This is a genomic window from Nostoc sp. DSM 114159, assembly GCF_053470285.1.
Genome location: NZ_JBPFEH010000001.1, coordinates 7,245,716 through 7,258,924, shown reverse-complemented (window position 1 = coordinate 7,258,924; position 13,209 = coordinate 7,245,716). Strand labels below are relative to the sequence as shown.

General features: G+C 41.6%; 12 protein-coding genes. 2 read left to right on the top strand and 10 right to left on the bottom strand.

What is annotated here, in order from left to right:
- Window positions 1-38: 38 nt before the first annotated feature.
- Both ACR5KR_RS30825 and ACR5KR_RS30820 read right to left on the bottom strand, forming a co-directional pair.
- Window positions 39-629 carry a thioredoxin family protein gene (locus ACR5KR_RS30825; protein ID WP_448269160.1) on the bottom strand — a complete coding sequence of 197 codons (591 nt, stop codon included), beginning with the start codon at window positions 627-629 and terminating at the stop codon, window positions 39-41.
- 332 nt (window positions 630-961) lie between these two features.
- Entirely contained in the window at window positions 962-2,872 is a 1,911-nt protein-coding gene (locus tag ACR5KR_RS30820) for an ATP-binding protein (protein ID WP_448269159.1), read from the bottom strand.
- 328 nt (window positions 2,873-3,200) lie between these two features.
- Here ACR5KR_RS30820 and ACR5KR_RS30815 point away from each other — a divergent pair, with 328 nt between their 5' ends.
- Together ACR5KR_RS30815 and ACR5KR_RS30810 are read left to right on the top strand one after the other, a co-directional pair.
- Window positions 3,201-3,404, top strand: coding sequence for a hypothetical protein (locus ACR5KR_RS30815; protein WP_445628975.1), 204 nt, complete (start codon window positions 3,201-3,203; stop codon window positions 3,402-3,404).
- Between the two features lie 402 nt (window positions 3,405-3,806).
- Window positions 3,807-4,661: a cyanophycinase gene (locus ACR5KR_RS30810; RefSeq protein WP_445628974.1), complete on the top strand. Its 855-nt coding sequence runs from the start codon at window positions 3,807-3,809 to the stop codon at window positions 4,659-4,661.
- Window positions 4,662-5,172: 511 nt separating this feature from the next.
- Here ACR5KR_RS30810 and ACR5KR_RS30805 read toward each other — a convergent pair.
- The 8 genes from ACR5KR_RS30805 to ACR5KR_RS30770 all read right to left on the bottom strand — a co-directional run bounded on the left by ACR5KR_RS30805 (window position 5,173) and on the right by ACR5KR_RS30770 (window position 12,955).
- Window positions 5,173-6,090 carry a M23 family metallopeptidase gene (locus ACR5KR_RS30805; protein ID WP_445628973.1) on the bottom strand — a complete coding sequence of 306 codons (918 nt, stop codon included), beginning with the start codon at window positions 6,088-6,090 and terminating at the stop codon, window positions 5,173-5,175.
- Between the two features lie 344 nt (window positions 6,091-6,434).
- Window positions 6,435-7,442: a phycobilisome rod-core linker polypeptide gene (locus tag ACR5KR_RS30800; protein ID WP_448269158.1), complete on the bottom strand. Its 1,008-nt coding sequence runs from the start codon at window positions 7,440-7,442 to the stop codon at window positions 6,435-6,437.
- A 472-nt stretch (window positions 7,443-7,914) separates the two neighbouring features.
- Window positions 7,915-8,253 (bottom strand): CpeR family transcriptional regulator, encoded by a 339-nt coding sequence (locus ACR5KR_RS30795; protein ID WP_445628971.1) that lies wholly within the window; start codon window positions 8,251-8,253, stop codon window positions 7,915-7,917.
- 1 nt (window position 8,254) lies between these two features.
- The gene (locus tag ACR5KR_RS30790; protein WP_445628970.1) at window positions 8,255-8,878 is read right to left on the bottom strand and encodes a chromophore lyase CpcT/CpeT; all 624 of its coding nucleotides are present in this window, start codon (window positions 8,876-8,878) and stop codon (window positions 8,255-8,257) included.
- 144 nt (window positions 8,879-9,022) lie between these two features.
- Window positions 9,023-9,556, bottom strand: a complete 534-nt coding sequence (locus ACR5KR_RS30785) for a phycobiliprotein lyase (protein ID WP_445628969.1) — start codon at window positions 9,554-9,556, stop codon at window positions 9,023-9,025.
- 267 nt (window positions 9,557-9,823) lie between these two features.
- Entirely contained in the window at window positions 9,824-10,582 is a 759-nt protein-coding gene (locus ACR5KR_RS30780; RefSeq protein ID WP_448269157.1) for a phycobilisome rod-core linker polypeptide, read from the bottom strand.
- Between the two features lie 475 nt (window positions 10,583-11,057).
- Window positions 11,058-11,921 (bottom strand): phycobilisome rod-core linker polypeptide, encoded by an 864-nt coding sequence (locus tag ACR5KR_RS30775; RefSeq protein WP_445628967.1) that lies wholly within the window; start codon window positions 11,919-11,921, stop codon window positions 11,058-11,060.
- A gap of 452 nt (window positions 11,922-12,373) precedes the next feature.
- Entirely contained in the window at window positions 12,374-12,955 is a 582-nt protein-coding gene (locus ACR5KR_RS30770) for a phycobilisome protein (protein WP_448269156.1), read from the bottom strand.
- Between the last annotated feature and the right edge of the window lie 254 nt (window positions 12,956-13,209).

The window sequence follows — 13,209 nt, the reverse complement described above, 5'->3', positions numbered from 1 at the left end:
TCGTAGAGAAGGGCGTAGCCGAAGTATTACGAATTATTTTAATTTACCACCTGGCTCCCATGACTGCGGGGATCGTCTTGATTCGCCGTTGGTGCTACTGGAGCTGAAAATTTGGAAACTTTGCCGCTAGCTTGAGCATAAGGCAGAGAAGAACCAGTAACCAAAGCTTCTAAATTACTAGCCATAATCGTCCGGGGTTGATCGCCGATGGCTTGGGCTATGGTTTCTCCTTGCTGACTCAAAAATACAAAATGGGGAATTCCATCCACCCGATATCTCAGCATTTCCGGCAGCCACTTAGTATTATCTACATTCAGCATGACAAAATTCATCTTGTCAGCATACTCTGTTTCTAGTTGAGTGATATCTGGTGCCATTTTTTGGCAGACAGTACACCAATCAGCATAAAACTCGACTAAAGATGGTTTGCCATTGCTGATTGCTACTTCTAAAGGTGTGGAAGTCTCGCTTAACTTAGCTAGAGTTGCCGAGGTTGTTTCAGTTCGCAATCCTAAGACCAGAGAAACGCTAAGAGCGATCGCTCCCATTACAATTAAGAAGTTTCTCAGACGCTTCCCGAATGTAGATTCAGGTTTTTCGGGAGAATTAACAGGTGAATCAGTACTCATAACAGCAGAATTATTAAAACTTCTTAAGCAATTTCTTCTTTAGTTTAGCTGACTCCAAGCATTCTTCTAAGAAACAAGGGAGGAGGCAGAAGGGAGGAGGCAGAAGAGAAGAGGATTTGACTTGTTTGTTCCATCCATAATAGAAGCGATCGCGTCCGTAAACAGCTTTAATCTCGCCAGCATTGGAAGGTTGAACTGTAAATTGGGCATGGGAAGAAGCAAAGGGGCAGAGGGTAAAAACTTACTGCAACTTTCTCCTCTACTCCCCTGCTCCCCTGCTCCCCTGCTCCCCTGCTCCCCTGCTCCCCTGCCCCATTCGCTATTTACTTCACTTACAAAATTGCTCCAGTTTCCTTCAAATAAACCCGTGTAAATGGTTCATCTTCACCCAAAGTATAATCTTCAATCAACCCTTTGCGACGAATAGAAATATCGTTGCCTTTTTTAATCACCACAGTCGAACCATCGAAAACATCTCGCGCCAAAATCATCTCAGTTTCGGTGGGATTATCCAAAACTACGATATTACTATTTTGGTAAAATATGCCCTGTTCTTCGAGGATTTCTTCAGAATACTCGGCAATTAGCAAATCAAGTTTGGGATGACGTAGCAAAGTTTGAACATTACTGTTGTAATCTTTGCTTAATACTTTTTTCGAGCGATTCACAAAAACGGCATCACGACAAACAGCACCTATTGTCCAGTTGGGATTTTGCAAAAGGATATGGTCAATCGTTGCTTGCAGTTCTTCAACTGAGATTTTGTTAAAGGTCATAATTGGTATCCTGGCATCCGTACCCGACTCAAAAAAGGTTTCTAAAATATGAGAAGGTACATCAACACTTTCACCAACAGAAGGTTTAAGATGCATTAAAACGCCTGGTGCAGCATTGATTTCCAAGATAGCAAAGTTACTGGATTTCCAAGATTCTGCAAGACTTTTGGTAATCACATCAATTCCCAGACAAGTCAGTTGGAAATGTTGGGCAATATCTTGCGCCAAGATAATATTGTCAGCATGAACTGTTGAGGTTGCATCAATGCTCATACCTCCAGCTGAAAGATTGGCAACTTTACGCAGGTAAACAGTGCGTCCTTTCTCAATCACGCTGTCTAATGATAAACGCTGTTCCTCTAGGTAGAGTTCCATCGCTTCATCGATCTGAATTTTACTCATCGGCGAGGTTGGCGTGTCTAAACGTGCAGGTTTGCGGTTCTCTTCGCGAATTAACTCTGCAAGCGTTAAATACCCATCACCCACAACTGATGCGGGACGGCGTTCTGTGGCGGCGACGAATCGACCATTGACACACAACATCCGAAAATCCGATCCTGAGATGCTTTTCTCAACAATTATTCGGGTTTGCTGATTTTCGGGAATCGCTGCCAGTGACCGATTATAAGCAGATATCAGTTCTTTTGAGTCTTGCACATCAGCCGTAACGCCAATTCCTTTGTGACCTACCACTGGCTTAACTGCCACTGGGTAGCCAATTTCTCTTGCTGCTGCCAAGGCTTCTTTCTCGGTAAAGACAATGCTACCTTCAGGCACAGGGAAACCCAAGGTTTTCAAAAATGCCTTACAATCATCTTTGCGGGTAGTAAACTCGGAATCTAGATGGCTATCACAGTTAAATGTTGTTGCTACCCCCCGGACGTGTTTTTTTCCTAAACCGTATTGCATCAATCCTTCTTCCCACAAATAAAAGGCGGGAATACCTTTTTCATAAGCTGTTCGCAATAGGGCGTAAACCGTGGGGCCTCCGTAGACAGATGCGCGAAATCTATCTTGCAGTCTTACTAGCTGCTCATCAAAGGCAAAGTCTTCGTCTTGGGTAATGGCTTCAAACCAATCCCAAACAAAGTAAATTACCTCTCTAGTTGTGCGTTCATGTAGTGATTGGATGCTAATCCGCGTGAGATTTGGATATGGCTTCACACTCCAGCGGTCAAGGTGTAAATCCATGTCCAATTTTCCGGCTTCGGAGACAACTTGGGCAAAGAGATGGGCATAAGATTCGTAGGTCTGATCGCGAAGATTTGGATAGCGATCGCCAATGCTGGCAATATAATCTTCAATGGGTAAAGGCTCTCTAGAGTCAATTAGAGCAAAATCAAATGCTAGCGCCCCTACATTTAAATAAGGGTTGGGGCCAAGGTAATGCTTGAAGTTGAAAATATCGAATACATCCGTTCTTCTAGCATTAATGCGGACTAATTCACTGCTTTTTTGTAGAACCATTGATTACGAACCTTCGGCTAAACACCCTGAATTTTTAATGCTGAGTTGTAGTTACTCAGACTTATTGATTGTAAATTGACTCAGGTTAATTTTGGAGAGTAATGGCTTTGCCACTGAGCTAATCAGAACCCACGTTAACTTTATTACTAAGCATTTTTAACTATCTTAAGGCATAATTAAATCTTCAATCTTCTGTCAGGAACCAAGAACAGTCAATTCATCCTCATGAATAATTGAAGATATAACCTTTGAAAGGTACAACACTCATCTAAAAATTGTATAAATAGATGTAGGGCATTAAAAAGACAGTATAAAAAGACAGCAAAGTATGAATAGCACACAAGCTGCTCTAAGAGATGAAATTCGAGAACTGGCTGACGAAGCTTTTCACCAAAAGCTGATCTCTGGACATGGAGATGGCCCAGACATGAATGAATATCAAATTGTCTACCAAGGCAAACCCAGGCATCTCCCACTCGAACAAGCACGTTTTTTCTTAACTAACTTGCTTTACAAAAGTCAAGTTCATTAGGACTTGCCATCAGACATCTATTTGCATCCAGCTAGGGTCAATACCAATTACTTACATCGCCCGATAAATCTCCAATCGACCATTAGCAATATAGCCAAAAATGCCTCTAGAAAATACTTCTAGAGGCAGTTGATGTTGTAGATTTTATTTAGCAACTGGAAAATTAATAATTTTTCAGAAGAGTACTTTGGTCTAATTGCGATGTCTAACGACAAGCCGCTTCTGTACGAACGCGAACAGCGTGTCGCAGATAGACGCTTTGCATAGCAAGATCCCCGTATGGGTATGCGTCTACGCAAATGTTAACCCTACTTTTATCAAGTAATCTATCAAAGGGATGATTTGATACATTGAATTGTCATGTTTTAGTGAAATTTATTAACTCAAATCCCAGGGGGCATCATGGTTGAAAGTAATATCAAAAAGCAGTTAGTAATTATTGGGGGAGCCGAAGATAAAGAGGGTGATTCCGTAATTTTGCGGGACTTTGTAAGACGCGCTGGAGGCACAAAGGCATATATTGTAATTCTGACAGCAGCCACAGAACTACCAAGAGAAGTGGGAGAAAATTACATCAGAGTGTTTGAGCGCCTGGGAGCCGAAACTGTTCGCATTATTGATACAGAAACCCGTGAAGATGCAGCTTCATCTACCGCATTGGAAGCTATTAGTAAAGCAACTGGGGTGTTTTTTACAGGGGGAGACCAAGCTCGTATTACCAGCATTCTCAAAGATACCGAAATCGATACGGCTATTCACCAACGCTTTTCTGAAGGCGCAGTTATTGCAGGCACAAGCGCCGGAGCTGCTGTAATGCCAGACGTAATGATTGTGGAAGGCGACTCAGAAACACATCCTCGGATTGAAACTGTCGAAATGGGCCCAGGTATGGGATTTTTACCAGGGGTAGTAATTGACCAGCATTTTTCCCAACGAGGACGCTTGGGACGTTTAATATCAGCTTTGATACTACAGCCTGCTGTCTTGGGATTTGGGATTGATGAAAATACCGCTATGGTAGTGGTAGATAACCAAGTTGAAGTAATTGGTGAAGGTGCGGTTACGATTGTTGATGAATCAGAAGCTACATATAACAATATGGGCGAAATTTTGAAGGATGAGTCTTTGGCGATTTGTGGAGCAAAGCTTCATATTTTGCCACATGGCTTCAAATTTGATCTGAAAACTCGTCAGCCTATCCTAAATAATGGCTCTGTGCCAAATGGCTCTCAACCACTTGCTTCAATTAACACTTAACTTTTAGCAAGTGTATTTAAACTGAAAGTTTTATTGAACAGAATTCAAGAGTCAGAATTCTGAATTCTGCATTCTTCTTCAATTGATTGCTGTAATATCCCCTGTCTGAACCTGTGGTAGGCAGGGGATATCAAAGCGGTTCAAAACCTGAGTTTAAGCGAAATAAATAGGAGTTACGCACTCAGATCCCCCAACCCCCTTAAAAAGACGTGAGTTCGACGAGTGCTATTTTGACCTCTCCCCCAGCCCCTCTCCTACAAGGAGAGGGGAGCAAAAACCCTCCTTACTCGTTCTCCTCCTTCTCCTTTAAGGAGAGGAAGGCTGGGAGGGAGAGGTTTGTCGAACTTACGTTAAAAAGGGGGCTTTAGACTTCCCGCCCTTTTTAAGGGGGGTTAGGGGGGATCGGGGTTTCAGGCTTCAGTGCGTAAGTCCTAATAAAGTCTGCGTAGTAGTTAGGTTTTTAACAATCTGGTATAGCAAAGAGTGATATTTAACTAAGGTAGAAAGAATATCAAGGCGATTTCGTTAAATTATAAAAACTGTCAGAACGAATCTGACTACCATTTCGCCAAACTTCAACTCTTTGTGGAGTGACTAAATAATAAAAACTACCATTATCTGCTCGATATCTGTCTTTACCAATATTTAAAGCTAATATCTTTATAGGCTTGCTTGGGGATTGCTTCAATTGCCCAATATAAAATAATTGACCATTTTCTTTACAGACTTTTACACGATAGCTTGCAGTTTCACCTTCAATAAGACTAATTCCATTACATTTCGTATCAGTGCTTACAGGTGCAAAATCTATAGGAATTGGCTGCTGTAAGGGTGAAACTTGATTTGCTACTGGGGGTGGCGAAACTGGATGGTTCTGGTTATCCACTGGCTGAACTTTAGAACCAAAGCCAACACTTGCAGTTACGGATGTCAACAAACGAAGGGGGTCAACTGCTATTCGACCATTTGGATGAACTTCAAAGTGCAGATGAGGTGCTGTACTATTGCCTGTAGATCCCATCTCAGCAATCATTTGACCTTGAATAACCTGTTGACCCTTGCTCACCAACAAACGGCGATTGTGGCCGTAAACAGTAGTGCTGCCATCGAGATGTTTAATAGTTATGGCATTTCCTAATCCCCAATTATCCCAACCTGCTTTAACAACTGTACCGGATGCCGCAGCAACAACAGGAGTTCCAGATTCCCCTGCAATATCAATGCCTTCGTGTTGATATTTGCGGAAGCCTTGAGAAATAAACCCTTTAGTTGGCCAGATTAAGTTAGCAGTAGGGATAGGAGTTTGCCCAATTGGGGAATCGCCTGCCAATTGTGTTAAGGCAGATGTAGATGTAGTTAATACAGCGCTTAAGGATATTAACCCAACTAGTCCATAAGTACGATATCGATAAATTATAGCTTTTTTCATAAGTTGTAAGTCTATTAGAACAATAATTCAGACACTTTCTGATTATTTGTTGTTTCAAGCTTACTCGGAAAATATCAGGAAATCTTTAAGATTTTACGCAAAAAGAAAAGCACATCAACTGGTGAGGTTGTCCTTTGTCAATTGTCCTTTGTCCTTGGTAAACACAAATGACAAAGGACTAATGACTAATGACTAATGACTAATGACTAATGACTTTTAGCTTGTTTGATTTTGAATTCACCAACGAGGTCTGGATTTTATATTATGTCTACAGTAAAAAACGGGTGAGTTAAACTTGCCTAACCCACCCGATAAAACTAAACATTAGAGAAATATTAAAGAAATTAGCCATTAAAAACGCGACTGCGCCATTTATTCAACCGAGCTTCCCCAATTGTCGCAGATCGTCGAGCATCAGCAATTTGCTCTTGCAAAGCTGCAATCTGTTTTTCTTGGGCGTCAGCTTGCTGTTGCAAAGATGTATATTCTCCTGTGCTAGTGGGCAAACTAGAAGACTGCCAACTACTACTAAATTTTGTTGTGCCGATGCTGGCAAATGGTCTTAAGTCTGCTAATTGTTGTTGCAAAGTTGCAATCTGGCTTTCTTGCTCTTTAATCTTTTGCCGCAAGCTTTCCTCGGCTGCTGTGGAAGCTGTAATAAAGGTATTAACTGGAGCAGCAGTTTCTGGCTTGGGCTTGAATATTTCAGCCAGCAATGCACTAATATCCGTGAGTTTCTGTCTACCGTAAGGAGCGTTGGTAATTAGCGATCGCACCAGTTGAGGTTCATTATTCGATGCTAGATTCTTGTCACTGCTAGAATTGCTCCGAAGCAATTGTAACATATTGGTAAATTCCAATATCTTTTTGCCCGTTTGAGTTTTATAACCCCGGTAATATGGCACTATGTTCTCGCCAAAGGCCTCTAGATACTCGTCGCTATCAAGATAAGAATCAATGTCCGCTTCAAAACCTTTCTCATCTAAAATGTTGCTGTGATATTTAGTTTCAGAGTAGTCATCGGGAGCGCGGCCGAGTAGGTGTTTGAAGTTAAGTTCAATTGCTCGGTAGCGGTAAACGTTATCAAAAAATCTAGAGCGATATAATTCTGATTTGGCAACTTGACGCACAAACTCACGCACATCAATTATGCCTTGCTTGAGTTGGGATTCTGGAACTACGAGCCGCTCACTTTCCATGATGTAAGCATTACCCAACACTTGCCGATAAACTGCTCGAATTACAATTTCAATGTCATCAACTGAAGCAGTATTCCACAGTTCTATAGGTTCTGTTTGGGGAAATGCTTGATATTGGCGTCGTCTGGTTGCTTCGTCTAAGAAGGTCTGCATAGTTGGGTTATTGTGGGTAAAAGGAACTAATTTGTCAAGTAAAATAAAATTTCTGCAGCAGCGTGGGAATACTAAAATGCAAAGGCATAACAGTTCATAATTAAGATTTACTAATTACTAGACATCTTGCAAAAGTAACTTTTGCCTTGATGTTGGGGAAAAGTTAAAGGTTAAAGAGTAAGATAAAATTCCATACCTTTACCCTTTATCCCTTACCCTTTTCCCTACTTCTGCAATAAGTCTACTGGTTATTGATATTAACTTATCAACTTTTGGGGATTTTTTTAGTTACATTTTCTAACAAACTTGGACGGCTAACTATTAATAACTAACAGCTAATCACGATGAGAAATTAGCAATTAGACATTAATAATTAGCCGTCAACCCCCTTGGGGAGTATTTAAAATTCAAAACTTAATTTTGAATTAGAGTATAAACGCCTGTCAGAATAATTTCTACAGGATAGTAACTCTCAAGCACGCTCATCAAATCTAGTGTAGAAACCACCGTATTTGATCCAGTATTGTTTCAAATTATGATGAGGTGTATGTAAACTAGCTTTTGCCTGATATAAAATTACTTGGCGATGATCGCCCATCCAAATTTTGTTAACCGGGTCAACGCATATTACTGTTCCTCCTAAAGAAGCAACGCACTCAGAGAATCTCTCAATCGTTGTATATTCTAATGTCTCGAAGATAAAAAAATTACCCGAACAAATCAAATGGCGGCTGCGAATCCAGCAGCGCATTTTTTTTTCAGCCAGTGGAGGCAACATTTTGGTTTTAACAGATTCAAGCTGAATCAACATTTCAGGCGCTCACCGCACGTAATTCATCAGCAAAACTCTCCCGTTTTTCAAATTGTAATGGCCCAGCAGTAGATCCCCATATTTGCTTATGGGTTTCAATATCCATACCTTTATCTAGACTTATCCAAGTACGCTCGGTTATTTCTACTTCGCTGACAAGATATGTCTGACATCCATTGCGTTGAATCAGACATTGATTGCCTGGTTCCACACTACCTCGAAACATTTCACCTTCTCGTTGGAAAACCATTGAACAGTGATAACGCCGTTCGATACTTTCTGGGGTGATGGTTTTGAGGATATCTAATTCACGAGCTGCACCTGCATAAAGCATCTGGTCTTTCAAGCTGTAATTTTCGATATAAATGCGATCGCCCAAATCGACTAGTCGATGTACTCCTTGACGATAGGGTGTCCATAAATCGTGGTCATAAGCTTGTTCAGAATAGAAACCGATACCAGAAAAAAATTCAATCGGTAAAGGACGAAAATAAATGTGAATGTGGGCGTAAAGTTGCGGATTTGCAAAAGATTGCTTGTAGTTGCTAAAATCTCCTGCCATCCAACAGGCTAAGGTGAGCAAATCGCTAGCGTTAGTGCTAGATTCGCTGGGCGCTATCGTCACGTCGCTTCGCTCCAAATTCAAAACTTGTACTGAGTTTCGACTGCGCTCAACTACCGCGTAGCCGAAGTATTCAAAATTCACGGCATAAAATCCCCGTAAATAAATTAGGAGATTGTATCCTTTTATGTTTTAACCTGATATTTGCTATTTGGTTGAAGACAAAGAGCGAATCTCTGAAGAAAAGGAAGCTGTAGTCACGCCTTTACCATCACTGGTTTTAATCGTCGCTACCCGAAATCGGAGATTTGGGTTAGCAAACCAAATTCGCTCCTCAGCAGCAGCGAGTTCATACTCTGTGAGCAGAGTAAAAATACCATCGTCACTCAAATGATATTTAGCTACTGCTGGAATTGTTTCAGCGTAACCTTTGTCCCGCAGTAGTTTTCCTCTAGAAGAATTTTCGATATCGGGAATTGGTACTAGTACAGTACTGCCAGAGATTGGTTTATCGTCCCAGTCTGACTCACCTTCCCAAGTCATCCGAAAAGGGTGAGTGATATTGGCGGGTTCAGTGTCATACAATTGACAGATTGCTACCACTGCTGGGTCGTCGATGGATAGAGACTCAATTTCAATGTTGGACAATACTTCTTCAAAGTGGGCAAATGCTAAATGATGAGCGCTACGCTGCGATCGCCATCGTCCAATTGAAAGTTCAAAAAAGTCAGTAATTTCCATTAGAAAAGTGATTTTAAAAAGTAGCTTAAAATCCAAGAGATATCTTGGCAAAAAAGAAAGTTATTCTCTTAGTCTATAATGTTAACCTCCTTGACCACAACTGAATTTGGGAGTGCGGAGTGGGGAGAGACGCGATTAATCGCGTCTGTACAAGAGTTAGGAGTAGAGACGCGATTAACCCAAGTCTTTCCAAGAGTTAGGAGTTTTCTTTTGTCCCCTTGTCCCCCAGTCTCCTTGTCCCCTTGTCCCCAGTCTACTTAGACAAATCTAAGCAACTTCAGTGATACTGATAATTTTGCCGCCTGTGCGATGAATGTTTTGCACTTGTCCAGACAGTTGGTTGTAGTTAACTACGTATTCCAGGTTGCCCAGACGAGTACGGAGATTACCTGCACCTTTAACAGCTTTAATCAAGAAGCGTTTGTCGGTGCTGCTGACACTAAAACCAGCTATGGGAGCCTTGATAGCTGTGGGTAAATTAGAACCGATATCGCCGATTAGTTTGGCTTTGCGATCGCTATCACTGCTAGCGAATCCTCTGACTAAGCTAAAGGTGCGGTTAAAGGTAACATTTTTAATTCCGATTTGGGAGCTTGTGCTGCGAACATAAGGAACAATATTGTCGCCAAAATTCTGCTGATATTCGTTGCTATCGATATAGGAGTCGATCTCAGCATCATAGCCCTGTTCGTTGTAGATACGGACGTGTTCGGAAATTTCTGCTCGATCGGCAGGAGGGCGTCCTAGTAAATGTTTGAAGTTCAGTTCAATGAACCGGTACTGAGAAGAAGAGTTGAAAAACAGGGATTGATAAAGTTCTGATTTTGCAACTATGTTGACGAATTCGCGAACGCTGATTTTGCGATCGCGCAATTGCGATTCAGCAGTGGCTAGTCGCTCACTTTCTAACAAGTGAGCATTACCCAAAACCTGTTTGTAAACTGCCCGAATCAGTGTTTGTAATTCACTTTCGCTGGTGTTCGGACGCAACTCAACAGTAGGTGAATCAATTGCCCAAAGTGACATTGAAGTATCTCCTGAAAAACGCTAATTAAATTAAATTTCCGAGCATTCTACCCCTTGTAGAGATAGAATTTCTCATCAGTTGTCAGTTATTTTTGCTACTGACTAGCTTTTGTAAAACTTTAGTTTGTGAAAGTGTGTTAAATGTCTTCGTATATCACAACCGACGGCGGAATTGGTCAAACTCCAGATTAGCGATCGCTTTGGCTAACTTTTGAGCGATCGGGATTTACGCAAAAAATAGCCGAAAATCATTCTTTTCAGGTAAGGGCAATTTTATGTAGACGCATACTTCTAGGTGGAAGGTAGCTTTGCGGAGTGTCTCGCTCAGAAGCGGCTTTCCGCAGGTATTGCCCTTGAACGCGTTTAGTTTTGCGTAAATCCTAGAACGAGGGGCACTGGGGATTGAAAGATTAGAGACTGAATACAGCAAAATTATTTCCCAATCCCTAATCTTTAAATCCCCAATTTCTATTCTTTAGTTGACAGGGGTAATACTGGCGATCGTGCCACCCTGCTGGTGAATCCGCTGATACTCTTGTGAAAGCTTATTGTATGGTACGAAAAAGACTTGGTTACTGCGGCGAAATTTGGAAATATTATTTACCACATTTGCTTTGTAGCCAGTAACTTCAATCCGGTATACCTTACCATCATCACCAGATCCCACACCCTGACGAGTGCGAGGAGTAGATGTTGGGTTGCGGAATGTAGCGCCCTTGCTGGCTGGTGAAACCACAGGAGTAGGTGTGCTTTGAATTAGCAAACTGTTTAATTTTGGTTGTTTGCCAGCTAAGTCACCTTTCAGGCTACTGCTAGAGGAACCACGTACCAGTTGAAATAAGTGGGTAAACTGAACCAAACCTTGAATAGCTTCGGTTTTGTAGCCCCGAATATAAGGCACAATGTTTTCCCCAAAAATTGCTTGGTATTCGTCGCTGTCTAGATAAGAATCAATCTCACCCTCAAAACCCTTTGTATCTAGAATAGTGCTGTGTGTACGCGTTTCTTCTAGATTCAATGGCGCACGACCAAGGAAATGTCTGAAATTTAATTCAATCGCCCGATAACGAGGGGTGTTATCAAAAAACCGCGAACGGTAAAGTTCCGACTTTCCGACTTGACGCACAAACCCGCGAACGCTAATTTCACCCCGTTTGAGTTGGGATTCAGCAACAGAAAGCCGCTCACTCTCCATTACATAAGCGTTGCCTAGAACTTGTTTATAGACAGTTCTAATTACGGTTTCAACATCCTCATTAGAGCGATTTGGCCACAGATCAATGGGATCGGTGTCTTCAAATAGAGCGACCCCTAATCGTGATGCTGGTCCAAAAGCCATTCAAACTATCTCCCAGTTAACAACTAAATTTTATGAGAAGGATATTCAGCAGATGTTAAAAAACTTTACATCATAGTGACAAAGTAGGGGACATAGAGACTTTAAATCCTTATTAGTCGTGATGATTTTAAGTTTTTGCATCGTTTGCCTTTACACATTGTGATACGATGCTGAAACCATATTTATTAAAATTTGTTAAGTTAAATTATACTTTAGAGAAAATTCAGCTTTTTTTTAGTATTGGATTCGCAATTGGGATGCAAGTGATGGTATGGCGCTATTCCCTTGAGCCAAAGTATTAATTGTGCTGATTCACTTAAGTTTATCTCAATCAGTGGGCATGAATAAATTCAACTATCTTACGCAAGATAAAATTAAGTAACATTGTCTGTTAGTCAGAGCTTTAGCCCTGACTACAAACCTTTGATTATTCATGCCTACTTACACTTAACTTATCGAATTTGGAAAGTAGCCAATTGGCTGATTAAATGGTCAAAATAGGGAGCAAGAATTTGCTGCCGATCGCCTTGGCAGCGTTTCAAACTAGCAGCTTTGATGCTTTTTAAGCCTAAAATCATTGCATCCAATGGAACTTGTAATTCCTGATAGAGCAAATTCATATAATGCAGTCCTGTGGGACTTGTATATTCAGTGTGGCCACCTACTATGCCATAAGTAATGCAACGAAGAAAATGCCAAAAATCTCGCCAGCAAGCTTGGGCGCGTTCAGGTGGATAAAGACCGCCTCCAGGCTGGATAATTTCGGGATAAGTTGCCAACACTTGTTCTCTAGATTCATCAACGATTTCGGCGGCGCGATCGCGTAATAATTGAGCAACAGGAATCAACTCAGAATTATCGGGTGACAAGGTTTGAATCTGCAATAAATCTTCATCGTTCAGGTAGCGAAAAGCATCATTCGCAGCTTGAAATATAGCGATCGCTGCTTGTGGATGGGACTGTTCCCACTCAGCAAAGCTGACAATTCTAGCTTTAGCGATTAATTCTTTAACGGTTTCGCTTAATTGAGTCATTGATTTAGGGGAATTGGGTGGGGGAGCGGGGGAGCAGGGGAGCAGGGGAGCAGGGGAGCAGGGGAAGCAGGAGGAGAGGGAGGTGTGGGAAGAGAAGAAGATGGGGAAGCATAAATTCTCTTTCCCCCCACACTCCCCATCCCCTCTGCCCCTCTGCCCCTCTGCCTCTTGTGCCCTATGCCCTTAATTCAATCTTCTTAGAATGCGATCGCCATTTGGTGACATCTGTAAAATAAAGTAAAGAATAGCTGTAC